This is a genomic window from Rhizobium sp. Root483D2, assembly GCF_001426685.1.
Taxonomy (GTDB): Bacteria; Pseudomonadota; Alphaproteobacteria; order Rhizobiales; family Rhizobiaceae; genus Pararhizobium; species Pararhizobium qamdonense.
In genome coordinates, this window is sequence record NZ_LMFB01000038.1 from 17,574 (window position 1) to 41,046 (window position 23,473).

Sequence of the window (23,473 nt, forward strand, 5' to 3'; positions counted from 1 at the left end):
AATATAGAGAAATCGGAAGTCTCTGCCGGTTTTTGCCCGCTTAAGGCGACCGTTTCTTCATTGAAGCGTTTACGGCAATATTTTTCCAATGTGGCTGACACATTCACAGATGGGTTCCTCGGCAGGTCCACGCCTCCAGCTTATGCTCCACCCGAAATCAAATCTCGGGGAGTTTTTTAATGAAACGTCTACTGCTCATCGGCGTCGCGCTTGCGGCCTTGACCGCTCCGGCCGCAGCCGCCGACAAGCTGCTCAATGCATCCTACGACATTTCCCGTGAATTGTTCGAACAGGTGAACGAAGCCTTTGTCGCCGCCCATCCCGGCGTGACCATCGACCAGTCGCATGGCGGCTCCTCCAAGCAGGCCCGCGCCATTCTCGAGGGCCTCGAGGCCGACGTCGTGACCTTCAACCAGGTGACCGACGTCGATGCCCTGGTCAAGGGCGGCTTTGTGTCCGAGGACTGGAAGAGCGACTTTGCCAACAACGCATCGCCCTTCTATTCCTTCCCGTCCTTCCTGGTGCGCGAAGGCAATCCGAAGGGTGTCAAGGACTGGGGCGATCTGGTGCGCGACGATGTCAAGGTGATCTTCCCGAACCCGAAGACATCAGGCAATGCCCGCTACACCTACCTCGCCGCCACCGCTTACGCGAAGGAAAAATTCGCCAACGATCCGGCCAAGGTCGAGGAATTCGTCAAGAAGATCTTTGACAATGTTCCGGTCTTCGACACCGGCGGACGTGCAGCCACGACGACATTCGTCGAGCGCGAAACCGGCGACGTGCTGATCACGTTTGAAGCGGAAACCAAGGGCATTGCCAAGGAATTCGGCGAAGACAAGTTCGACATCGTCACGCCCTCCGTCAGCCTTCTCGCCGAATTCCCGGTCGCGATCGTCGATAAGGTGGTGGACAAGAATGGCACCCGCGCGCTGGCCAAATCCTATCTCGACTTCCTCTACACGCCGGAAGGCCAGAAGATCCTGGCCGAGAACGGCAACCGCGTCAACGATGCGGCCGTTTCTGCCGAATTCAAGGACCAGTTCCCCGACGTCCGTCTGCTGAAGGTCGAAGATGTCTTCGGTGGCTGGGAGAAGGTCAAGACGGAGCAGTTCGCCGAAGGTGCCTCACTGGATAAAATCTACGGTAATCGTTGATCCCAAACGAATAATGTGAAAAACGGAGGCCGTGGCGGATATCGATCCGCCACGGCCTCCCGTTATTTTTGAACTCGATTTTCAAAGGGCATGTTTTGGCACGGCGCATTCTTCCAGGCTTGCCCCTGACGCTCGGCATCACGCTCGTTTATGTCGCCATCATCGTGGTGCTGCCGCTTGGCGCGCTGATTTTCAAGGCCGCCAGCCTTGGGCCGGAAGACTACTGGCGCATCGTCTCGTCTGACCGCGCCATAGCCAGCTACCGGGTCACCATTCTCTGCGCGCTCGCGGCCACGCTGTTCAACCTCGTCTTCGGCATGGCGCTTGCCTGGATCATCGTGCGCTACCGCTTTCCCGGACGGCGCTTCGTCGATGCCCTGGTGGACCTGCCCTTCGCGCTACCGACTGCCGTTGCCGGTATCGCGCTGACGACGCTGTTTGCCTCGAACGGATGGTTCGGCGCGCCGCTTGCCGCCATCGGCATCAAGGTCGCCTATACGCCGCTCGGCATCATCATCGCCATGGCGTTCACCAGCCTGCCCTTCATCGTGCGCACCGTGCAGCCTGTGCTGGAGGAACTCGATCCGGCGCTGGAGGAAGCGGGCCAGACGCTTGGCGCCAGCGATCTTGAAATCTTCATGCGCGTGATCCTGCCGCAACTGGCACCGGCGATCCTGGCCGGATTGTCGCTGTCGTTCGCGCGCAGCCTTGGCGAATTCGGCGCGATCATCTTCATCGCCGGCAACCAGCCGTTCGAGACGGAAATAACCGCCCTTCTCGCCTTCATCCGGCTGGAGGAATATGACTACCCCGCCTCTGCCGCCATCGCCTCGGTCATGCTGATCGCCGCCTTCACGATGCTGGCCATCACCAATCTTCTGCAGGCGCGCGCCCTGCGTTACACGGTGAAGGGTTGAGCATGGCCAAAACTGCAGCCGCAACGCCAGCCAAGACCAAGACCAAATCCAAGACCCGGCGCCCGCCACGGATCGGCGAGGCGCCGATCTTCCGCAACACCATGATCACCGTCGTGCTGATCCTGGTGGCGCTGGTCATTATCGCGCCGCTCGCCGTCATCGGCTATGAAGCCTTTTCCAGGGGCGTCGCCTATTTCGGCAAGACCATCGCCAATTCCGATACGCGTCACGCCATCCTGATGACGGGGCTGACCGCATTGATTGCGGTGCCGGTCAACACCGCCTTCGGCGTGGCCGCCGCCTGGGCGATCACCAAATTCGATTTTCCCGGCCGCCGCCTGCTTCTGATCGTCATCGAGATCCCATTCTCCGTGTCGCCGATCGTTGCCGGCGTCGCCTATCTGTTCGTCTACGGCCTGCAGGGACTGTTCGGCGATGCGCTGCAATCGGCCGATGTCAAAATCCTCTTCGCGCTGCCCGGTATCGTGCTTGCCAGCATGTTCGTCACCGCCCCGTTCGTCGCCCGCGAGCTTATTCCTTTGATGCAGGCGCAGGGCCGCGACCTTGAGGAAGCCGCCACCTCGCTCGGGGCCAGCGGCTGGCGGACATTCTTCTTCGTCACCCTGCCCAATATCAAATGGGCGCTGCTCTACGGCGTCATCCTCTGCAACTCGCGGGTCATGGGCGAGTTCGGCGCGGTCTCGGTGGTCTCGGGCAATATTCGCGGCCAGACCAACACCCTGCCGTTGCATATCGAGCTGCTCTATCACGACTATAACGCCGTCGGCGCCTTTGCCGCCGCCTCGATCCTGGCTGCCCTTGCGGTCGTTACCCTGATTGCCAAGGTTGCGCTGGAGCGCCGTGGAGCCGGCCGCGTGCGCCGCCCGTCGCTTGCCGGCACAGCGCCGAACACACCGGAGACCACACCGTGAAAATCCGCCTCGATACCGTCGTCAAGACATTCGACACGTTTCGCGCCGTGCACGGCGTCTCGCTGGATATTGAGAGCGGCGAACTGGTGGCGTTGCTCGGCCCTTCCGGCTCCGGCAAGACGACGATCCTGCGCATGGTCGCAGGCCTCGAATTCCCCGACGGCGGCGCCATCTATTTCGGTGACGAGAACGCCACCGATATCGAGGTGCGCCATCGCGGCGTCGGCTTCGTCTTCCAGCATTATGCGCTCTTCCCGCATATGACGGTGGGGGAAAACATCGCTTTCGGCATGAAGGTCTCGAAGACAAAACGGTCGGGTGCCGAGATTTCCGAACGCGTCGCGCATCTTCTGCGCCTGGTTCAGCTTGAAGGCCTGCAGGACCGCTTTCCGGCGCAGATTTCCGGCGGGCAAAGACAGCGCGTGGCGCTTGCCCGGGCGCTCGCCGTCGATCCGAAGGTGCTCTTACTCGACGAACCCTTCGGCGCGCTCGATGCCAATGTGCGGCGCGACCTGCGCCGCTGGCTGCGCAAGATCCATGACGAGTTGGGCATCACCACGCTGTTCGTCACCCATGACCAGGCCGAAGCGCTCGATCTCGCCGACCGCGTCGTCATCCTCGACAAGGGCCGGATCATTCAAACGGGAACGCCGGAAGAAGTCTGCCGTGCGCCAGCCAGCGCCTTCGTGATGAACTTCCTCGGCGATGCCAATCGTCTGAAGGTGACGGTATCGGCTGAAAAAGCGCAGATCCAGAATGTCGTCTTCGACGCCGCCGGGATCGCCGACGGTGCCGCCGAACTCTACTTCCGCCCGGCCGACGTCACCTGGCGCGAGGACGGTCACGGCATCCAGGCGACCATTGCCCGCGTCATCGACCGGCCCGATTCCAAACGGGTGCTTGCCCTGACGGTGGATGGCCAGTCCATCGAGTTCGACGCCGCCCCGGAATTCCCGTTCCGCGCGGAAGCCCGCGGCTTCGTCGATATCCGCCGCCCGCGGGTTTATCCGGCCTGAACACATTGCAAAACGCAAAAGCCACCGGATCTCGCGATCCGGTGGCTCTTTCTGTTGTAATTGAGTTCAGTGCTTAGTCGCGTTCCGCCGACGAAGCCCACAGGTTTATGTCGGCTTCCTTGGCATAGATATCGATTTCCGCCAGTTCTTCCGGCGTGAACGTGTCGTTGTCGAGCGCTGCCACGCAGTCGACGATCTGCGAGGAGCGGCTGGCGCCGATCAGCGCCGAGGTGATGCGGCCGCCCCGCAGCACCCAGGCGATCGCCATCTGCGCCAAGGTCTGTCCGCGCTTTTCTGCGATCTCGTTGAGCTTGCGGATATTGTCGAGGATCGACGGGCGGATGAAGTCCTTCTTGAGAAAGTGGTTCTGCGCCGCGCGGCTGTCGGCTGGAATGCCGCCGAGATATTTCGTCGTCAGCATGCCCTGCGCCAAGGGCGAGAACACGATCGAGCCGGCACCGACATCATCCAGTGTATCGACCAGACCGTCATCCTCGACCCAGCGGTTCAGCATCGAATAGCTCGGCTGATGGATGATCAGCGGCGTGCCGAGATCCTTCAGGATCGCCGCGGCTTCGCGGGTGCGCTGCGAATTGTAGGAGGAGATGCCGACATAAAGCGCCCTGCCCGAGCGGACGATATGATCGAGCGCAGCGCAGGTTTCCTCCAGTGGCGTTTCCGGATCGAAGCGATGCGAATAGAAGATGTCGACATAATCGAGACCCATGCGCGCAAGGCTCTGGTCGCAGGACGCGATCAGGTACTTGCGGCTGCCCCATTCGCCGTAAGGACCCGGCCACATGTCATAGCCGGCCTTGGACGAGATGATCAGCTCGTCGCGCAGGCCGGCAAAATCGGTGCGCAGGATGTCGCCGAATGCGGTTTCGGCTGAGCCCGGAGGCGGGCCGTAATTGTTGGCAAGATCGAAATGGGTGATGCCGAGGTCGAACGCCGTGCGGCACATGTCGAGCTTGCGCTCATGCGGTGTGTCATGGCCGAAATTGTGCCAAAGGCCGAGCGAGATCGCCGGCAGCTTCAGGCCGGTCTTGCCGCAGCGATTGTACTTCATCGTCTCATAGCGATTGTCAGCCGGGTGCCAGCTCATGGTGTTATCCTGCCCTGTCTTTGAAATTGGAATTCCCGGAGCAGCGATGCTCCGGGAAGGATTGGGATAGATCCGGTATATTTTATTGTGATGACGGTGCAAAGCGATACTGACCGGCCCCCCCAGATTTGGCTTTTATGCCGGCGCAATTCCGGACCCAAAACCGTTGCGCAGTTTTGGCGCAATTGCTTCAGCGCAAGAGAGCCCTGGCTTCCTCGATCCCCAGTGCCGCCGGCTGGGTGCAGGTCGTCGTCAGTTCGATGAACCGGCCCTCTTCGCCCGATTTCAGGATCGAAACCATGACATCGACGCCGTGCAATGCACGCTCCAGCGAGCAGCGTGCGTCCCGGCCATCGAGGATGGCGAGCGCCATGTCGGCAAGACCGGCGGTGCGGTAATTCGCCATCATACCCTGCTTGTGTTCCTGGTTGGGAACGGAGAACGGATGATCCCAGGTTTCCAGCGGCTGGATATCCTTGTCGCGCCCACTTGCCGAAACCGTACCGCCAAAGAAATTCGGATCCGGCACGAACAGAGAGCCTTCCGTGCCGTAGAGCTCCATATTGGCATGGTTGTGCGACCAGACATCCCAGCTCGCCGACAGGGTAACTGTTGCGCCATTCTGGAATTCGAGCAGCGCATGGATATTGGTCGGCGTTTCAACCGGAATGACCTCGCCCTTGCGCGGCTCGCTGGTGATGGTGCGGCTTGCATTGGCCATCGAGGTCAGTGCCGCAACGCGCTTGACCGGGCCGATCAGGTTGACGAGATCGGCAATGTAGTAAGGGCCGAGATCGAGGATCGGGCCGCCGCCGGGCAGGAAGAAGAAATCCGGGTTCGGATGCCACATTTCCATGCCCGGGCTCATGACGTGGCAGGTTCCGGAAGTGACGCGGCCGATCTTGCCCTGGTCGATATAATCGCGCGCCAGCTGATGAGCGCCGCCGAGGAACGTGTCAGGAGCGCAACCGACCTTGAGATTGCTGGCGGTCGCGATCCCGCGCAGCTGCTCGCCCTGTTCCAGAGACAGGACCAGCGGCTTTTCGGAATAGACGTGTTTGCCGGCTTCCAGGATCATCTTGGAGACCGGAAAGTGCGCATCCGGGATCGTCAGGTTGACGACGATATCGACGTCCGGATTGGCCAGCAGCGCTTCGATCGTCTGTGCCTCGACGCCAAATTCAGCCGCGCGGATTTCGGCAGCCGCCGGGTTGATGTCGGCGCAGGCGATAACCTTGATGCCCTTGAAGAGCGGCGAGAGCGTGAAATAGGTGGTAGAGATATTGCCGCATCCGATGATGCCGACGCCAAGCTCCCCGGTCACTCGTTCCTGTGTCATGGTCTGTCTTTCTTTCAATAGGTCTTGATCGACGCGATCGAGCGCTCGGCCGTCGCCTTGTAATCCTTGGGATTGTCGTGCTCGACGATGTAATATTTGGCAGGTGTCGCAGACAGCGCCTTGAAGAGTTTCGCCCATTCGACGGTGCCGTGGCCAACATCGGCCCAGCCGTCCTGATCGGTATTCTCCCCGGCTGGCGCGATATCCTTGACGTGGACGGCGGTGATGCGGTGGCCGTATGTCTCGATCCAGGCGAAGGGGTCGGCACCGCCGCGAATGATCCAGGCAATATCGGCTTCCCAGGACAGGTTCGGCCCACCGGCAAAAATATGGGTCTGCGGGATCGAGCCATCGGGCAGTGCGGCGAATTCGAAATCATGATTGTGCCAGCCGAAATCGAGACCGACATCCCGGAAGGGTTGGCCTGCCTTTTCCAGCCGCGCCCCAAAAGCCTTCCAGCCGCTCGCATCGGCCGGCCGCTGGTCTGCAGCGAGATGAGGGCAGTAGATCGATTGGATGCCGAGCGTCTGGGCGATATGCACGGCCCGCGCCGGATCGGATTCGAGCAGGTCGAGCCCGAAATGCGCCGACGGCATGGTGACGCCGCTCTTGTCCATGTCGGCTTTCAGCGCCGTGAGGGCCGCATCGTCGAGGGCGGCATAGAGCGCGCCATAGCCTTCGACCTGCGTATAGCCGGCGGCACCGATGGTCTTTAGGACATCGGCGAGCGGTGGAAAATTTCGGGCGCTGTAAAGTTGGAAGCTGACGGTCTGCATGGGAATGTCTCCTTGGGATCGCTTGGGAAAGGGGATCGATTACGAAAGCCAGGTGTCATAGTCCGACACCAAGAGATGGCTCGGTTTGATGTCTTCCTGGATGGTGGAAAAGCGGCCGACAGGCTCGCGGAAATAATTGTCGGTGAGATCGTCGTTGACGGTGGAAACCTCACCCATCAGCACATCGGCACCCTCAGCCCAGAAGGCATGCCAGTTTCCAGGCAAGAGTGTGACGCTTTCGCCGGGCGACAGGCGCAGGAAAGAGCCGGCCTTCAGCGTGCGCAGCCGCGCATCTGCCGCCACCACCACATCCGTTGCTTCATCGACATCGCCGTCCGGCAGCGAATCGTACATCTGCAGCACCAGCGTACCGCCGCCGCGATTGATGATATCCTCGGTCTTGACCGCATGCCGGTGCAGCGGATTGACCTGGTCCTTGGCGGTAATCATCAGCTTTTCGGCATAGAGCATGCCACGGCCATGGGCGAGCGCTGCGGCAGAACCGTTGCGCAGCGTGAAGAGCACAAGGCCGAACGCGCTGAACCGGTCCTTGCCGTAATCCGTGATATCCCACCCGAGCCGCGTATCGCGGATCGACGGGGTGTCAGACGCAACCCGCGTTTTCAACTCATCCGGTGACCAGTAGGCGAATGGCGGCAGGACGAAACCATGCTGGCGCATGAAGGCGTCGCTTTTCTCGATGATGGCATTGACTTCGCTTCGCAGCATCGTGGTCTCCTATCCGTTGCCCTGGCAGGACTGCAGGTCGTAGCCGGTAAAGACCGGCACGCTGCCTTCAGCCAGCGGCTGTCTGGGGGTGAAGCGGATGACGCGGCTTTCGCCAGCCGTCAAATCGAAGGCGTTGTCGGAATAACGGCCCTCGGCATCGGCTTCGATCATCACATGCAAGGCAAGGCCAGTGGCAGACACGGTGACCCCGAAGGAACCGTCGCCGGTTGGAATTGCCAAGATGGAAAGGCCGGAGGGCTGTAGATCCAGCGCCTTGTAGGTGCCGGCAACATGATGCCCCTCGCCCCGCATGCCGTTTGAAGCCTCGAACGACCAGAACAGCACTTCGTCCTTTGGAATATCCGATGCCGCCATTGTCATCAGCGTTGCCGCGCGATCCGGGCTGCAGGTCCCGGCTGCGGCCATCAAGGGCCGTTTTTCGCCTGAGAGCGTCACAAGGAACGTCTGAAGCGCGACCGTCACCGGCGCTTGCGTGTCGTTGACCATGGAAAAGCTGATCGTCTTGCCGTTATCGGACGGGATCGCGGCAACGGTGACCGGCTGGAAGAACCGGCGGGTCATATAATGCATGGCCTTCCAGTTGCCGCCATAATCGAGGCTCGCCCAGGAGGCGACCGGCCAGGTGTCGTTGAGCTGCCAGTAGAGCGTCCCCATGCAATGCGGTTTCAGCGACCGCCAGAAATCCACGGCGGTGCGGATCGCCAGCCCCTGCTGGATCTGACTGAGATAGACGAAATTGGAAAAATCCTTCGGGAACCGGAAATAGCGGAACATGGTGGCGGCGATGCGCTCATTGCCACCGGCGTTCTTCTGATGCGCTTCGATCACCGGCGAAGCGACGTTCAGGTCGTTTTGCCCGGCAAACTGCCGGATGACCGGCATCGAGGTGTAGGACTGGAAGCCAAATTCCGAGCAGAAACGCGGCCGCACGGTGCGGTAATTGTCGAACGACTTGTTCTCGTGCCAGACCGACCAGTAATGCATGTCGCCGGAGCCATCGGCATGCCAGGCATCGCCGAAATTGAGCGGCCCGACCGATGGGCTCGACGGCCACCAGATCGCCTCAGGGGCGGCCACCTTGATGCCCGTCTCGATCACCCGGTTCAGGCGGTCATAGGAGACGAGATAGCGGTCACGATCCCTCCGGCTTTCCTCAAACCAGGTGAGCGCGCCGACCAGTTCGTTATCGCCGCACCAGAGCACGATGGAGGGATGCGACGACAGGCGCTTGACCTGATAGGCGACCTCGGCTGCGACATTGTCGAGGAAATCCGGCGTCGAGGGATAGAGATTGCAGGCAAACATGAAGTCCTGCCAGACCATGATGCCCAGCCGGTCGCACAGATCATAGAACCAGTCCGGCTCGTAGAAGCCACCGCCCCAGATGCGGATCATGTTCATGTTGGCATCGACGGCCGATTGCAGCAGATCCTCGACGCCCGCGCGCGTCACCCGCGAGGCCAGCGCATCGGCCGGGATCCAGTTGGCGCCACGGCAGAAGATTTCGCGACCATTCACACGGAATGCAAACCGGCTACCCGCCGCATCCGCGTCGGTCAGCAGTTCGACGGTGCGAAAGCCGATCTGACGGGAGACGGTTTCGCCCGGCAGCGAGACCGTCAGCACCGACACGGCCTGCTCGCCACTGCCCGCCGGCCACCAGAGTTTCGGGTTTTCGACGGTGAAAATCTGGGTGATCCGCGTTTCACCGGCAGTGACCGTGCAGTCCAGCCACTGTTGTTCGCCATCCAGCGCGAAATCAAGGCCGACAGTGCCGGGCTCGTTCCCAGACAGCGTCACCGTCACATGAAGATCAATCGCACCGCCGACACGCGGCACCTGCCGCGTCGTCAGATGCTCGATGCGCGCAGCCGCAAATTTCTTGAGCGCGATCTCGCCATAGATGCCGAGCGGTGCAATGGCGATATTCCAGTCCCAGCCAAAATGGCATTGCGGCTTGCGCAGCATGTTGCCATTGGCGATCGGCGAGTTGCCGGTCGAATAGGGAATGTAGAATGGCTGGGCCGCCTGCCGCTCCACGCCCGCAGCAATCGAGGAATGAAGGACAATGCGCAGCTTGTTTTCGCCCGCGCTCAAGGCCGGGGCAACATCCGGGCGGTAGCGCCGGAAGCAATTGTCGGCGGTGAGCACCCGCTGATCGTTGACATAGACATCGGCAACCGTGTCGAGGCTGTCGATGTCGAGATACCAATTGCCGGGCAGATCAGCCGCATCGAGATGAAACTGCCGCTCCAGCACCCAGTCCTTGTGCGCCACCCACTGTACATCGTCCTCGTTGCGCCCGGCATAGGGATCGGCAATCACGCCTGCCGCCTGCAGCGCGCTGTGGACATCACCGGGAATGGCAATCGTCAACGCATGGCTGCTGTCGGACGCGGCAAGCTGCCAGTCGCCGGAAAGGTCGATGGCGGTGTTCTGGGTGAATGTGGTCATGCGAGACTATCCAATATATTTTCGTGTTCGGGGCTTGCACCCCCCTCTGTCCCTCCGGGACATCTCCCCCTAAAGGGGGGAGATCGACCGAGAACTCTGTGCCACACTGGCGATTGAAGCTCTGAAGCTTGCGGTAATCTCCCCCCTTTGAGGGGGAGATGTCGGCGTCGCCGACAGAGGGGGGTAAAGCCTCCGCAAATACGGACTAAATCCTGTTCTCCGTCACGGCATCGAACACCGAGGCCATCGACATGTCGAAGCTGAGTTTTACCGCCGTCCCCGGCGCGTAGCGCCGCGCGCCGGCAATGCGCACCGAGATCGTCTGCCCGGCAAGCTTCAGCCACAGGAGATTGTCGGCCCCCATCGGTTCCTCGATATCGACGACCGCGTCATGGATCTCAGCACCCGGCTCATCCACCTTGACATGTTCCGGGCGCACCCCGAGCACGACCTTGCGGCCGGCCTCCAAGGGCCCGCGGGCCGGATAGGCGTCCATGGCGAAATCGACGCCATTGATCTCGATGACCTTGCGGCCGCTCTTGTCCTTGATCTCGCCGCGAAAGAAATTCATCGAGGGCGAGCCGATGAAGCCGGCGACGAAGAGATTTTCCGGCATGTTGTAGATCGTCATCGGATCGGCCAGCTGCTGGATGACGCCGCTTTTCATCACCGCGATACGGTCGGCCAGCGTCAGTGCCTCGATCTGGTCATGGGTGACGTAGATCATTGTGTTCTTCAAGGACTGATGCAGCCGCTTGATTTCGACGCGCAGTTCCGAGCGCAGCTTGGCGTCGAGATTGGACAGCGGCTCATCAAACAGGAACACATCGACATCGCGCACCAGAGCCCGGCCGATGGCCACGCGCTGGCGCTGGCCGCCGGAGAGTTCCGACGGCTTGCGTTTCAAGAGCGGCTGGATCTGCAGGATTTCGGTGGCGCGCGCCACCCGCTTGTCGATTTCCGCCTGCGGCAGCTTGGCCACCTTCAGGCCGAAGGACAGATTGCCCTCCACCGTCATCTGCGGATAGAGCGCATAGGACTGAAACACCATGCCGATGCCGCGATCCTTCGGCTCTTCCCAGGTGACATTCTTGTCCTTGATGAAGATCTGGCCGCCGGTGACGTCGAGGAGACCGGCGATGCAATTCAGAAGGGTCGATTTTCCGCAGCCGGACGAGCCGAGAAGCACCAGGAACTCGCCATCCCGGACATCGAGATTGAGGGTTTCGAGCACGGTGACGGCACCGAAGCTCAATGACAGATCCCTGACCGATACGCTGTTGATGGTCATGCAATTACCCTTTCACTGCGCCAGCGGCGATGCCACGGACGAAAAGCCGTCCGGAGACGAAATAGACGATCAACGGCACGGCGCCGGTCAGGATGGTGGCCGCCATGTTGACGTTGTATTCCTTCACGCCCTGGACCGAATTGACGATATTGTTGAGCTGGACGGTCATCGGATAATATTCCGGCCGGGTGAACACGACGCCGAACAGGAAGTCGTTCCAGATCCCGGTGACCTGCAGGATCATCGCGACCACGAAGATCGGCAGCGACATCGGCAGCATGATCTTGAAATAGATCGTCCAGAACCCGGCGCCATCGACACGCGCCGCCTTGAACAGTTCCTCCGGCAACGAACTGAAATAGTTGCGGAACAGAAGGGTCAGGATCGGCATGCCGAAGATCGAATGCACGATGATCAGGCCGGTGAGCGAGCCGTAAAGCCCCAGTTCGCGCAGCACGATAACGATCGGATAGATCATCACCTGGTAGGGAATGAACGCTCCGACGATCAGGATGGTGAAGAATAGGTCCGCGCCCTTGAACCGCCAGTTGGCGAGCGCATAGCCATTGATCGAGGCGATCGCGATGGAAAACAGCGTCGATGGGATGGTGATGCGCACCGAATTCCAGAACCCCCGCGAAAGCCCGTCGCAGTTTAGCCCCGTGCAGGCGCTCGACCAGGCCTTGACCCAGGGCGCGAAGGTAATCTCCATCGGCGGCGAGAAGATATTCCCAAGCCGGATTTCCGGCATGCCCTTCAGCGAGGTGACGACCATGACGTAGAGCGGCAGCAGATAATAAGCGGCCGCAAAGAGCAGCGCGCCATAGACCATGATGTTGCGCGGCGAAAGCATCGGACGCGGCTTCCTGCCGCTTGGACCGGGGGCCATTTTCGTGGTGGAACCGGCCTTTGAGGACGGATCGATAGGCATTGCGATATCAACCACGCTTGCGTCCTCCGAATTCGAGATAGGCCCAGGGAACGATGATGATGGCGACGGTGATCAGCATCATGGTCGAGGCGGCAAAGCCTTGGCCGAGATTTTGGGCCTGGAACATGTAGTCGTAGACGTATTTTGCCGGAACTTCCGAGGAGATGCCGGGCCCGCCGCTGGTCTGCGCCACCACGAGATCGTAGACGCGCACGATACCGCTGGCGATGATGACCAGCGTTGTGATGAAGACGGCACGCATCATCGGGATGATGATGAACAGATAGGTCTTCCACATCGGGATGCCATCGACGCGCGCGGCCTTCCAGATGTCTTCGTCGATGCCGCGCAGACCGGCCAGCATCAGGCACATGACAAGGCCGGTGCCCTGCCAAAGCGCTGCAATCAGAATGCCGTAGATGACGATGCTCGGCGTGTAGAGCGGATCGAAGCTGAATGTCGTCCAGCCCAGCGAACGCACCACCGACTGGATACCGAATTCAGGATTGAGGATCCATTGCCACACAAGTCCCGTGACGATGAAGGACAGGGCGAAAGGATAGAGGAAGATCGTCCGGAAGGTGTTTTCGAAACGGATCTTCTGATCCATCAGCGCTGCCAGCAGAAAGCCGATGACCAGGCTGAAGATCAGCGAGAAGACGCCGTAAATGGCAAGGTTCTGGATGGAGACGATCCAGCGCGGTGCGGCCCACAAACGCTCGTACTGATCAAGCCCGACGAAGGAGAGGCGCGGCAGGAGCTTGGAATTGGTGAAGGAATAAAACACCGTCCAGAGCGTGCCGCCGAGAAAGATGACGACGGCGGTGAGTATCATCGGAATTGAGGCAATCTTTGAATGGAGATTGCGCAGCAACTGGTTTGGCCGGCCGGCATTCGCTTGGCCCGTCATGGATCAACCCTCCCCTGGATCGTGGTTTTCGTGCGAGGATGAAGCGCAGGCATGAGATGCCAGCTTGCTTCAGACCGGTCCTGCACTGCAGAGCCGGTCTTTCACAAAGACGTGCCCGTCAGTCGGCAGCGGCGATGATATCCACGAAGCGCTTCTGCGCATCTTCCGGCGTCATCGTTGGTGTGGCGAAGAACTCGGAGAAGAGATCCTCCATCTGCTTCTGGCTGTCTGCGGACACCAGCTGGTCGGTACTCACGACGACATTGCCCTTGGCGAGAATGTCGAGACCTTTTTTCATGCAGTCGTTGGCGGCGGCCAGATCGACGTCGCCGCGCACCGGCAGCGACCCCTTCTTCAGATTGAAGGCAACCTGCGTTTTCGGGTTCAGAAGCGTCGAGGCGAGCACTTCCTGCGCCTTCGATTTCTCCTCATCCTCCAGAAGCGGGAAATAGAAGGCATCGCCGCCCGTCGAGATGATCTCATTGACGCCGAGGCCCGGCAGGCAGGTATAGTCGGTCCCGGCCGTCTGGCCGGCGAGCTGAAATTCGCCCTGCGCCCAGTCGCCCATGATCTGGCCGCCGGCCTTGCCGGTGATGACCATGTTGGTGGCCTGGTTCCAATCCTGCACGTTGGTGCCCTTGGACAGGCGGCGCGCGTCGTCGGCAGCCTTGAAGACCTTGACCATCTCGGGACCGGCTGCGGCTTCCTCATCCTTGTCGGCAAAGACCTTCTGATAGACGTCCTTGCCGCCAATCGCGATCACCAGAACGCCGAAGGCGCCGTTTGCCTGCCAGGCCTGGCCACCGATGGCGAGCGGCACGATACCGGCCTTCTCCAATGCGGGACCGGCAGCGACGAATTCATCCCAGTTCTTCGGAATTTCGACGCCGGCCGTCTTGAAGGCGGCGTTGGACAGCCAGAGCCACTGCCAGGAATGAATATTGACCGGGGCGCAATAGATCTTTCCGTCGATCGTGCAGCTGTCGAGCAGGCTCGACGGCTTGATGACGTCCTTCCAGTTTTCCTTGGTCGCAACATCTGTCAGGTCGCGCATCAGCCCGGCCTGCACCAGCTCTTCCGCCTGGCGGCCATGGTTGAACTGGGTGGCGCCCATCGGATCGCCGCCGGTGATGCGGCTGACCATGATCGGCCGCGCCGTGCCGCCGGAACCGGCGATGGCACCATCGACCCATTTATTGCCGGTGGCATCGAATGCCTTGGCGAGTTCAGCGACGGCAGCGGCTTCGCCTCCCGACGTCCACCAATGCGTTACTTCCAGATCGGCAGCGTTGGCCATGCCCAACGGCAAAACCACAGTCGCCGCCAATGCAGCAGCCAACAAACGCAATTTCATGAGTTTTCCTCCCTCACTGTAACGTTACCGTAAAAACTTAGTTCAATCGTTTTCCAGACGCAACCTCTACAACGCAAAATTCCAGTTAAAAATCTCCACACAATCCAGAGTGTAAATTTTCGCGGCTGCAAAATAATCCCGCGTGACGACGTAAAGCGAGAAAATAAGCTCAAGAATTGCTGGAAATGCAGTTATTTGGCGATATTTCCGGGAATATGCAATAAACCCGATCCGGAGTAAGAGCCTCGCATCTGCAGTCGATTTTGGTGCGGCGCATCATTCAACCCTTCCGGGAGCAACTTTAGTGAGACGAAAAAAACCGCTCGACAATGCTACTGTATCGTTACAGATTTCGAGACAAGGGAAGAGATCAGGCCGTGGGTGCCTCCAGGTTGTGAATCGGATATAAGGCAAGGCAGGACCTTTTAAACTGCTGCAGGCAGGCTCCATCCTTGTGATGGATCGGTCTGAACATGGAAAGCGACGGACGGGAATGGACGACAAAAACAAAAGCCGACAGGCGGCGCACCCGGCCTCGATGAATGATCGCCCCACCCTGAAGACAATCGCCTTCATGACCGGCCTTGGCATCACCACCGTATCGCGCGCGCTGAAGGATGCTCCCGATATCGGCGCCGAAACCAAGGAGCGCGTGCGGCTGGTCGCCAAACAGGTCGGGTATCAGCCCAACCGCGCCGGCGTCAGGTTGCGCACCGGCAAAACCAATGTGATCAGCCTTGTGCTCTCGCTTGAGGAAGAGGTGATGGGCCTGACCAGCCCGATCGTCGTCGGTATTTCCGAAATCCTGGCCTCGACGGGCTATCACCTCGTCATCACGCCATACCGCTTCTCCAAGGACGCGCTGGCGCCGGTGCGCTACGTGCTCGACACGGGCGCGGCCGACGGCGTGATCATCTCACGGACCGAACCGAACGACCCCCGGGTTGCCCTGATGATGGAGCGGAATTTTCCCTTCGCCACGCATGGGCGCACCGATATGGGGCTGACCCACCCCTATCACGACTTCGACAACGAAGGCTTTGCCTATGAGGCCGTGCGGCGCCTGGCCGAACTTGGGCGAAAGCGCATCGTCATCCTGCAGCCGCCGCAGCATCTGACCTTCCACCGGCATATGCGAAAGGGGTTTGACCGGGCCGTCCGCGATTTCGGGATCGAAGCCGTGCCGTTCAATTCCGTCGATATCGACAATAGCCTCGTGGATATCCGCGCTGCTTTCGAGAGTCTGATGGGTGCGCCGGATGCGCCTGACGGCATCGTCTCCGGCTCCGGCGCAGGCTCGATCGCGGTCATTGCCGGTCTAGAAGCGGTCGGAAAACGGCTGAAGCATGATGTCGATATGGTCTCCAAAGTGCCAAGCGATTTCCTGAGTTGGCTGCGGCCGGAAGTCATCACCATGAACGAGGACATCCGCCATGCAGGCCGCGAACTCGCCAAGGCCGTGATCGCCCGCATCGCCGGCACGCCTGCAGAAGAACTGCAAAGCCTCAGCAAAGCTGTTTGACTGAAGAGGTGCCATTGATAAGCCCGCGTGGATCGCTCCACGCGGGCTTTGTTGTTTCAAGATAATGAAACGCGATCAGGCGATGAGGCCGCTGCCCCAGGGGCCATGGTGCGAATCGGCTCCGTCGATACGGTCGAAACCGTGAGCGCCGAAGAAGTCGCGCTGCGCCTGGATGACGTTTGCCGTGCCGCGGCCGCGGCGGTAGCTGTCGAAATAGCCGAGTGCCGAGGCGAGCGCTGGAACCGGCAGGCCGCCGAGCACGGCTGCCGACACGACCCGGCGAAGCGCGCCGTCGGTTTCCTTGACCATGCCGGAGAAGGCCGGTGTCACGATCAGGTTGGCGACATTCGGATCCTTGGTGAAGGCAGTGGTGATTTCGTCGAGGAAGGCCGAGCGGATGATGCAGCCGGCGCGCCAGATTTTGGCGATCGTCGGCATCGGCAGGTTCCAGTTGAACTCGCGCGACGCTTCGGCCATCACGGCAAAGCCCTGCGCATAGGCACCGATCTTAGCGGCCAGCAGCGCACTTTCCAGATCCTTGAGAAACGCGGTCCTGTCGGCAACGTTGAACTCACCGACAGCAGGCAGGCCCAGTACCTTTTCGGCCGCTTCGCGCTCGCCCTTGACCGACGAGATGCTGCGGGCAGCAACTGCGGCTTCAATCGCGGTCGCCGGAATGCCCATGTTCTGCGCCTCGATGACCGACCATTTCCCGGTGCCCTTCTGGCCGGCCTTGTCGAGGATGAGATCGACGATCGGCTTGCCCGTGATCGGATCGGCCGCTTTCAGCACCTTCTCGGTGATTTCGATCAGGTAGGAATTCAGGCGGCCCTTGTTCCACTCGCCGAAGACCTCGCCGATTTCGGTGGCGCTCATCTTCAGGCCATCGCGCAGGATGCCGTAGATTTCGGCGATCATCTGCATGTCGGCATATTCGATACCATTATGGATGGTCTTGACGAAATGGCCTGCGCCATTTTCGCCGAGCCAGGCAACGCACGGATCGTCATTGTATTTCGCAGCGATCGAGGTCAGCACCTTTTCAACGCGCTTCCAGGATTCTTCCTTGCCGCCGACCATGATCGACGGGCCGTGGCGCGCGCCTTCCTCGCCACCGGAAACGCCCATGCCGATAAAGGTCAGGCCGCTATCCTTCAGATTGTCGAAGCGGCGCATCGTGTCGCGGAAATTGGCGTTGCCGGCATCGATCATGATGTCATTCTTCTCGAGATAGGGCTTGAGCAGTTCCATCTGCTGATCGACCGGCTCGCCGGCCTTGATCATGATGATGATCGGCCGTGGCGGGCGGATCGCAGCCACGAATTCCTCGATGGTCTCGCATGGCACGATCTGGCTTTGCAACGCGCCGGCTTCGGCATAGAACTTCCGCGTCGCCTCGACGGTGCGGTTGAAGACTGCGATCGTGTTGCCCTTTTCGGCAATGTTGAGCGCCAGATTCGATCCCATAACGCCAAGACCGATAAGGCCGATTTCTGCCTGTGCCACGTATGTGCCTCCGTTGGACAGTGAAGGTGCCAAAGCCCGGCTGGGCGTGCGCACGGCTCCACCAGATTGAAGTTGCAGGGTGACTTTGCTCAGGCTCCAAAAGCCAGGCACGCCCCGCAGATGCTGAGGGAGTTTTGGCATTCAAATCGATTAACGACAAGTGATTGTTGTCAAAAGTGATATATTTCCGGTATGGCGCGGTCGTCTTTGACGCCTCAATGCAGACTGCAAAAACCAGACGGCAAATGATCTGAACGGAGAAAACAGCATGGCTGCAATGGACGCAAAAATCATCCATATCACCATCGAAAGACAGTGGCGCGACGTCTACGCGTTTGCGGCAAAGCCGGAAAATATGCCCCTCTGGGCATCAGGTTTGGCCGCCGGACTGGAGCCGGATGGCGAGGACTGGGTTGCGCATGGCGCCCTCGGCAATGCCCGCATCCGCTTCACGCCTCTCAATGATTTCGGCGTGCTTGACCATCTCGTCACACTGGAAACAGGAGTTCAGGTGCACAACGCCCTTCGCGTCGTGGCGAACGGCAGCGGAGCGGAAGTCATGTTCACGCTGCTCAGGCAGCCTGCTATGAGCAAGGAACAGTTCGACGACGATGCCGCATGGGTCAAGAAGGACCTCACCGCATTGAAAGAACGATTGGAAGCATAGAGCCTCGTAGGAGAGACAGCATGGGACAGAAGGGCACGGACCGCCAGATCGACAATATCGAGTTCGCAGTTGCCGATATCGCGCGCTCGAAGGCGTTTTACGGCGGCGCCTTCGGATGGTCATTCACGGAATACGGGCCACAATATTGCGAATTTACAGACGGCCGGCTGACGGGCGGTTTGACCACGGGAACGGCAAGACCCGGCGGCCCCCTGATCATCCTCTATGCCGATGATCTTGCTGAAACCCAAGCGCGGCTGGAAGCGCTCGGCGCCCGCATCACGGTGGAAACCTTTTCCTTCCCCGGCGGAAGACGGTTTCAGTTCCAGGATCCGGATGGATACGAATTGGCTGTGTGGTCAGACAAATAGTCTTTAGAGGACATCGAGCGAGGGCAAGCGCCCTCGCCTCTCACGCTCAGGCCGCAATCGAACGGCGGCGGTCGGCGATTTCCTGCAACACCAGGATGGCGCCGATGACCTTGCCCGTGCCGGACATGCACGGCGTCATCCGGCAGCGGACCACCACGGTGCGGTTTCCAACATCCTTGGCGAAGGTATAGTCCACCAGTTCGCCGGAAAAACACCTGTCGAGATTGGGCTTCACCCGCTGCTCGAACCGCTGGATGCCGACGAACTCGACAATATGGCGTCCAACGAGATCCATCGGACGCTCTTCGAGGCGCGCTGCGTTGAGGGGGTTGCTGTACAGATAGCGATAATCCGGCGTGATCACCGCAACCCGGTCCGGCAAACAGTCAAGGATGGCCTCGTTGAGGAACCCTTCGTCGGCCCGGCCCTTGAGGGCGACAACCGGAGACGGCGATTTCCAGGATTGTCCGGCAATCTCGTTGCTGCCGGTGGAGAAATAGCGGTCGGCCAGCGTCTGCAGGGCCTCGCGCTGACGCAAAACGCTCGAGACGTCATCGGCTTCCTTGCGCAGGAGATCGAGGACGAACTGGAACTGCATGCGCGCGTCGTGGACGTTCCCGGCCTTTTCCTCATAGATCGCGGTCAGAACCGGATCGATCTCGCGATCCAGAATGCTGATCAGCAGATCATCGCCGGATTTCACCGCATATTGCAGCTGAGAATATTTGAACCAGAAGAGCTCGATCAGTGCCTTCAATTTCCACCCCACTCCCCACTCAATCCTCCATTTAAGCCAGAACAGCTCGGAAAATTGAACGCAATCAAAAATCAAATCGATTGAAGGCGCTATTTTTACAGACCCGAAGCGCTTGCAATCGTCCTATAGTAATATTCGAAGTTTACACCCAAAATTGTCCTGTTCAACACCCGAAAATTGACCTGAAACGTTTCCGGTGAAGATATTTTAGATGATTTATATAAAATGTCCGGTAAGGGGCGGCGATTTCATGCAACCGGAGCTGCCATCGGCATTCCCGGATCATCCACGGCGTCAAAAATATGCCGATTCCCGCGCACAATGCCCGGAAGCCGCGTGGTCCCCTCCGGAATGTGAATACCGCCCCTCCAGACGTCTCAAATGCGCGGGGTGAGGCTTAGTCGTTCAGGGATTTCTTGATGTGCCAGCGGTCGTGATACCAGAGCCATTGTCCCGGATATTCGCGCACCCAGCTTTCCACCTTGTCGTTCAACAGCTGCGCCGTTGCATTGACATCGACATTGCCGTTGGGCATGCGCGGGATTTCGATCGCAGGCTCCAGCTCCAGGCGGAAGCGGCCATCCGGCAGGCGGATCGAGCGGGCGGGATAGACCTCGCAATTGAACTGCCGCACCAGCTTGGCCAAAAGCGGATTGGTGCGCACGTCGCGGTCGAAGAATTTCGTCATCAAGCCTTTGCGGAATTTCTGATCGACGAGAACGCCGACTGCCCCGCCCGCCTCCAGCCTGCGCGCCAGCGTAAACGAGGAGCCCGCATGCGACGGAACCAGATTTCCCATGCGCTGCTTGCGGAAATCGAAAACCTTTTCGGCCACATAAGGGTTGTTCGGCGGCCGGAAAAGCACCGTCACATCCAGCCCGAACGCCGCACTTGCCACCGGCAACAGCTCGAAATTGCCGGTATGGGCGGTAAACACGATGAAGGGACGCGGATTGTCGCGCAGTTCCAGGAATAGAGGAATACCTGAAACTTCGATCCGGCCGGGCACCGGATTTTCCGGATCGAAATCGAAGATCTCGTCCAGAAACACATATTCGGCGGCAAGCCGGCCGATGCTGCTCCAGCTTTCCAGCGCGATGGCCTCGATCTCCGCCTCGCTCTTTTCCGGAAAGGCATTGCGAAGATTGGTCATCGTCAGCGTGTGGCGCCGCTTCAGTTTCGGCCCCAGCCAACGGGTGAAGCGCGCGGAAAACTCGATGGCGCCTCTCGCCGGAAACAGCTTGAGCAGACCCAAAAGCAGAAAGACGAACTGGGCGATCGACCACTGGCGAAACCGCAGCAGGGACAGAACCAGGCGTGTGATCAGCATGCGCACGGTGTTCAGTCCATCCGCAGAATGATTTTGCCGAAGACCTGGCGTGTTTCCATGCGCTCCAGCGCCTTGTCGATGTCGCCAAAACCGACTTCGGTATCGATGACGGGGTGAACGAGCCCGCGCGCCATCTTTTGCATCGCGTTGGCCATGTTCTCCATCCGGCAGCCGAACGAGCCGAACAGCTTCAGCTGCTGCTGGAAAAGCATCATCAGGTTCATTTCGGTGGAAACGCCGGAGGTCGAACCACAGGTGACCAGACGGCCGCCGCGTTTCAGAACGAACATGGACGCTGCAAACGTATCCTTGCCGACATGTTCGAAGACGACATCGACGCCCTTCTTCTTGGTCAGCTTGCGCGTCACGCCCTCGAAACGGTCCTTGCGGTAGTTGATAACGTGATCGGCGCCAAGGGCCTTCGCCTTTTCGATCTTGTCGTCGGATCCAACGGTAGTGATCACCGTGCAGCCGATCTTCTTGGCAAGCTGGATCGCCGCCGAGCCAATGCCGGAACCGCCGGCGTGAATGAGAATGGTTTCGCCGGGCTCAAGCTTGGCATTGTCGAACAGCATGTGCTCGACGGTGCCGAAGGTCACCGGAGCGACGGCAGCAGCAACCGCATCGACGCCTGGAGGAGCCGGAACGAGCAGACGCGCCGGGAGATTGACCTTTTCCTGCGCAAAGCCATCGAGATGGAAGCCATGCACGCCGCCGACATGTTCGCACAGGTTGTCGCGGCCTTCGCGGCACGGACGGCAAAGGCCGCAGGTGCGCGCGCCGTAGATCGATACGAGCTGCCCCGGCAGGACGTTGGAGACGCCAGGACCAATCTGATCGACCACGCCGGACGCTTCCGCGCCGATCACCAGCGGCATCTTGCGCTTGGCAAACGCCATGCCGCGCCAGCCCCAGACATCGATATGATTGAGCGCGACGGCCTTGACGCGAAGGGTGACTTCACCGGGACCCGGCGCGTCCGGCTCGGGCAGATCGGTGATTTCCAGCTTGCGGTCATCGACCAGTTGCAAAGCGCGCATGATATAAGTCCTTGAGCCCGAGGCATATGTGCCTGGAAAAAAAATGTGACGTCCGATTAGGCCGGTTCTGCGGCCATGACAAGGCTGGCATTCTGGCCGCCGAAGCCGAAGGAGTTCGACAGGACGGCATGAACCTGCGTATCCCGCTTCACATTCGGCACGACATCGAGAACGATGGACGGATCGGGGTTCTGATAGTTGATCGTCGGCGGCACGGTGCCGGTGAGAATCGTCTGCAGCGAAAACACCGCCTCGACGGCGCCTGCTGCCGTCAATGTGTGGCCGATCATCGACTTGTTCGACGAGACCGGAATGGACGGCAGAGCGTCGCCGAACACAGACAGCATGGCGCCATATTCCATCTTGTCGTTTTCGGGGGTCGAAGTGCCGTGCGCATTGATATAGCCGATATCGCCTTCGCTCAGCCCGGCATCGGCAAGTGCAGCGCGGATCGTCGCGATCGCCGGGCCGCCATCGGGCGAAGACCGCGTGCGGTGGAACGAATCGGCCTTTTCGCCGCAGCCCTTCAGGATGCCGTAGATTTTTGCGCCGCGCGCGACTGCCGCTTCCAGCGATTCCAGCACCAGCGTCGCCGCACCTTCGGCGATGACGAAGCCGTCGCGATCCTTGGAGAACGGCTTGGAGGCGCGCTCGGCCGGGTCGTTCTGGGTCGATAGAGCCGACAGGAGGGCAAAGCGGATCAGCGCCTCGGCACTGACCGAACCGTCGGTGGCGACGGTGAGCGCCCGGTCGGTGCGGCCCTGGCGGATCGCTTCGACACCCAGCTGGATCGCCGTTGCGCCCGATGCGCAGGCCGTCGACAGCGTCACCGGCAGTCCGCGCGTGCCGAACCGGTCCGACAGGCGCTCGGAAATTGCCCCAAACAGGGCGGCCTCGTGGAACACCGGATCGGCCCGCTCGCGCATGGCGGCGAGAAAACGGTCATAGGCGTCGCCCGGCTTCTGCGATGGCGGCGAACGGTCGGCGAGTTCGAAACGGGCGTTCCATTCCGGCTCGATCGGCGGCGCTGCCAAAAACAGAGGGCCGTTGAAATCGCCGGAAATTCCCGCCTGAGCCAAGGCTTCAGCGGTGGTTTCGCGGGCGAAGGCATAGGAACGCTCAACGGCGTTTTCCGCAGGCAAATCAATGAAATCGACGGTTCCGCTGATTCGGGTCGAGAGGCCTTCCGTCGGGAAACGGGTAATCTTGTGGATGCCGGAGACGCCGGAGGTCAACGCCTTCCAGTTATCCTCGACGCCCTGGCCGAGCGAGGTGATGACACCCATGCCGGTCACGGCGATCAGCGGGCGGCCGAGATGATCCTTGTAAGCGCTGGTCATATCTGCCG

The 23,473-nt window shown here is 60.2% G+C and carries 21 protein-coding genes; 7 read left to right on the forward strand and 14 right to left on the reverse strand.

The window, feature by feature from the left end:
• Window positions 1–179 precede the first annotated feature (179 nt).
• From ASD32_RS23120 to ASD32_RS23135, 4 genes are all read left to right on the forward strand, one after another.
• Window positions 180–1,157: a sulfate ABC transporter substrate-binding protein gene (locus ASD32_RS23120; protein ID WP_060640392.1), complete on the forward strand. Its 978-nt coding sequence runs from the start codon at window positions 180–182 to the stop codon at window positions 1,155–1,157.
• A gap of 95 nt (window positions 1,158–1,252) precedes the next feature.
• On the forward strand, window positions 1,253–2,074 hold the full coding sequence (gene cysT, locus ASD32_RS23125; protein WP_060640393.1) for a sulfate ABC transporter permease subunit CysT: 822 nt from the start codon (window positions 1,253–1,255) through the stop codon (window positions 2,072–2,074).
• 2 nt (window positions 2,075–2,076) lie between these two features.
• Entirely contained in the window at window positions 2,077–3,006 is a 930-nt protein-coding gene (gene cysW, locus ASD32_RS23130) for a sulfate ABC transporter permease subunit CysW (protein ID WP_060640394.1), read from the forward strand.
• The gene (locus ASD32_RS23135; RefSeq protein ID WP_060640395.1) at window positions 3,003–4,022 is read left to right on the forward strand and encodes a sulfate/molybdate ABC transporter ATP-binding protein; all 1,020 of its coding nucleotides are present in this window, start codon (window positions 3,003–3,005) and stop codon (window positions 4,020–4,022) included. The genes cysW and ASD32_RS23135 overlap by 4 nt, the downstream gene beginning before the upstream one ends.
• A gap of 73 nt (window positions 4,023–4,095) precedes the next feature.
• On the opposite strand, the gene mgrA is transcribed toward ASD32_RS23135, so the two are convergent.
• From mgrA to ASD32_RS23180, 9 genes are all read right to left on the reverse strand, one after another.
• A complete protein-coding gene (gene mgrA, locus ASD32_RS23140) occupies window positions 4,096–5,127 on the reverse strand; it encodes an L-glyceraldehyde 3-phosphate reductase (RefSeq protein ID WP_060640396.1) in 1,032 nt (343 codons plus the stop codon).
• A gap of 190 nt (window positions 5,128–5,317) precedes the next feature.
• Window positions 5,318–6,451 (reverse strand): Gfo/Idh/MocA family oxidoreductase, encoded by a 1,134-nt coding sequence (locus ASD32_RS23145; protein WP_156383313.1) that lies wholly within the window; start codon window positions 6,449–6,451, stop codon window positions 5,318–5,320.
• 29 nt (window positions 6,452–6,480) lie between these two features.
• The gene (locus ASD32_RS23150) at window positions 6,481–7,242 is read right to left on the reverse strand and encodes a sugar phosphate isomerase/epimerase (RefSeq protein ID WP_060640398.1); all 762 of its coding nucleotides are present in this window, start codon (window positions 7,240–7,242) and stop codon (window positions 6,481–6,483) included.
• Between the two features lie 39 nt (window positions 7,243–7,281).
• On the reverse strand, window positions 7,282–7,971 hold the full coding sequence (locus ASD32_RS23155) for a D-lyxose/D-mannose family sugar isomerase (RefSeq protein ID WP_060640399.1): 690 nt from the start codon (window positions 7,969–7,971) through the stop codon (window positions 7,282–7,284).
• 9 nt (window positions 7,972–7,980) lie between these two features.
• Window positions 7,981–10,446, reverse strand: coding sequence for a glycoside hydrolase family 2 protein (locus ASD32_RS23160; protein WP_060640400.1), 2,466 nt, complete (start codon window positions 10,444–10,446; stop codon window positions 7,981–7,983).
• Window positions 10,447–10,651: 205 nt separating this feature from the next.
• Entirely contained in the window at window positions 10,652–11,731 is a 1,080-nt protein-coding gene (locus ASD32_RS23165) for an ABC transporter ATP-binding protein (RefSeq protein ID WP_156383314.1), read from the reverse strand.
• A 10-nt stretch (window positions 11,732–11,741) separates the two neighbouring features.
• On the reverse strand, window positions 11,742–12,668 hold the full coding sequence (locus ASD32_RS23170) for a carbohydrate ABC transporter permease (RefSeq protein ID WP_156383315.1): 927 nt from the start codon (window positions 12,666–12,668) through the stop codon (window positions 11,742–11,744).
• Window positions 12,669–12,675: 7 nt separating this feature from the next.
• Window positions 12,676–13,578, reverse strand: a complete 903-nt coding sequence (locus ASD32_RS23175) for a sugar ABC transporter permease (RefSeq protein WP_060640402.1) — start codon at window positions 13,576–13,578, stop codon at window positions 12,676–12,678.
• Between the two features lie 118 nt (window positions 13,579–13,696).
• Entirely contained in the window at window positions 13,697–14,932 is a 1,236-nt protein-coding gene (locus ASD32_RS23180; RefSeq protein ID WP_060640403.1) for an ABC transporter substrate-binding protein, read from the reverse strand.
• 493 nt (window positions 14,933–15,425) lie between these two features.
• On the opposite strand from ASD32_RS23180, the gene ASD32_RS23185 reads away from it, so the two are divergent.
• Complete coding sequence (locus ASD32_RS23185; protein ID WP_060640404.1) at window positions 15,426–16,454, forward strand: LacI family transcriptional regulator; 1,029 nt, start codon at window positions 15,426–15,428, stop codon at window positions 16,452–16,454.
• 75 nt (window positions 16,455–16,529) lie between these two features.
• Here ASD32_RS23185 and gndA read toward each other — a convergent pair whose 3' ends face one another.
• On the reverse strand, window positions 16,530–17,960 hold the full coding sequence (gndA, locus tag ASD32_RS23190) for an NADP-dependent phosphogluconate dehydrogenase (RefSeq protein WP_060640405.1): 1,431 nt from the start codon (window positions 17,958–17,960) through the stop codon (window positions 16,530–16,532).
• A gap of 268 nt (window positions 17,961–18,228) precedes the next feature.
• Between gndA and ASD32_RS23195 the strand changes: the two genes are divergently transcribed.
• Together ASD32_RS23195 and ASD32_RS23200 are read left to right on the forward strand one after the other, a co-directional pair.
• Complete coding sequence (locus ASD32_RS23195) at window positions 18,229–18,627, forward strand: hypothetical protein (RefSeq protein WP_060640406.1); 399 nt, start codon at window positions 18,229–18,231, stop codon at window positions 18,625–18,627.
• A 20-nt stretch (window positions 18,628–18,647) separates the two neighbouring features.
• Window positions 18,648–18,998, forward strand: a complete 351-nt coding sequence (locus ASD32_RS23200; protein ID WP_060640407.1) for a VOC family protein — start codon at window positions 18,648–18,650, stop codon at window positions 18,996–18,998.
• A 46-nt stretch (window positions 18,999–19,044) separates the two neighbouring features.
• Here the strand turns inward: ASD32_RS23200 and ASD32_RS23205 are convergent, their stop codons facing one another.
• From ASD32_RS23205 to ASD32_RS23220, 4 genes are all read right to left on the reverse strand, one after another.
• A complete protein-coding gene (locus tag ASD32_RS23205) occupies window positions 19,045–19,755 on the reverse strand; it encodes a PAS domain-containing protein (protein ID WP_060640408.1) in 711 nt (236 codons plus the stop codon).
• 397 nt (window positions 19,756–20,152) lie between these two features.
• Window positions 20,153–21,085 (reverse strand): lipid A biosynthesis lauroyl acyltransferase, encoded by a 933-nt coding sequence (locus tag ASD32_RS23210; protein WP_060640409.1) that lies wholly within the window; start codon window positions 21,083–21,085, stop codon window positions 20,153–20,155.
• An 11-nt stretch (window positions 21,086–21,096) separates the two neighbouring features.
• Window positions 21,097–22,125 carry a zinc-binding dehydrogenase gene (locus tag ASD32_RS23215; RefSeq protein WP_060640410.1) on the reverse strand — a complete coding sequence of 343 codons (1,029 nt, stop codon included), beginning with the start codon at window positions 22,123–22,125 and terminating at the stop codon, window positions 21,097–21,099.
• Between the two features lie 56 nt (window positions 22,126–22,181).
• Window positions 22,182–23,465: a beta-ketoacyl-ACP synthase gene (locus ASD32_RS23220; protein ID WP_060640411.1), complete on the reverse strand. Its 1,284-nt coding sequence runs from the start codon at window positions 23,463–23,465 to the stop codon at window positions 22,182–22,184.
• Window positions 23,466–23,473: the final 8 nt, after the last annotated feature.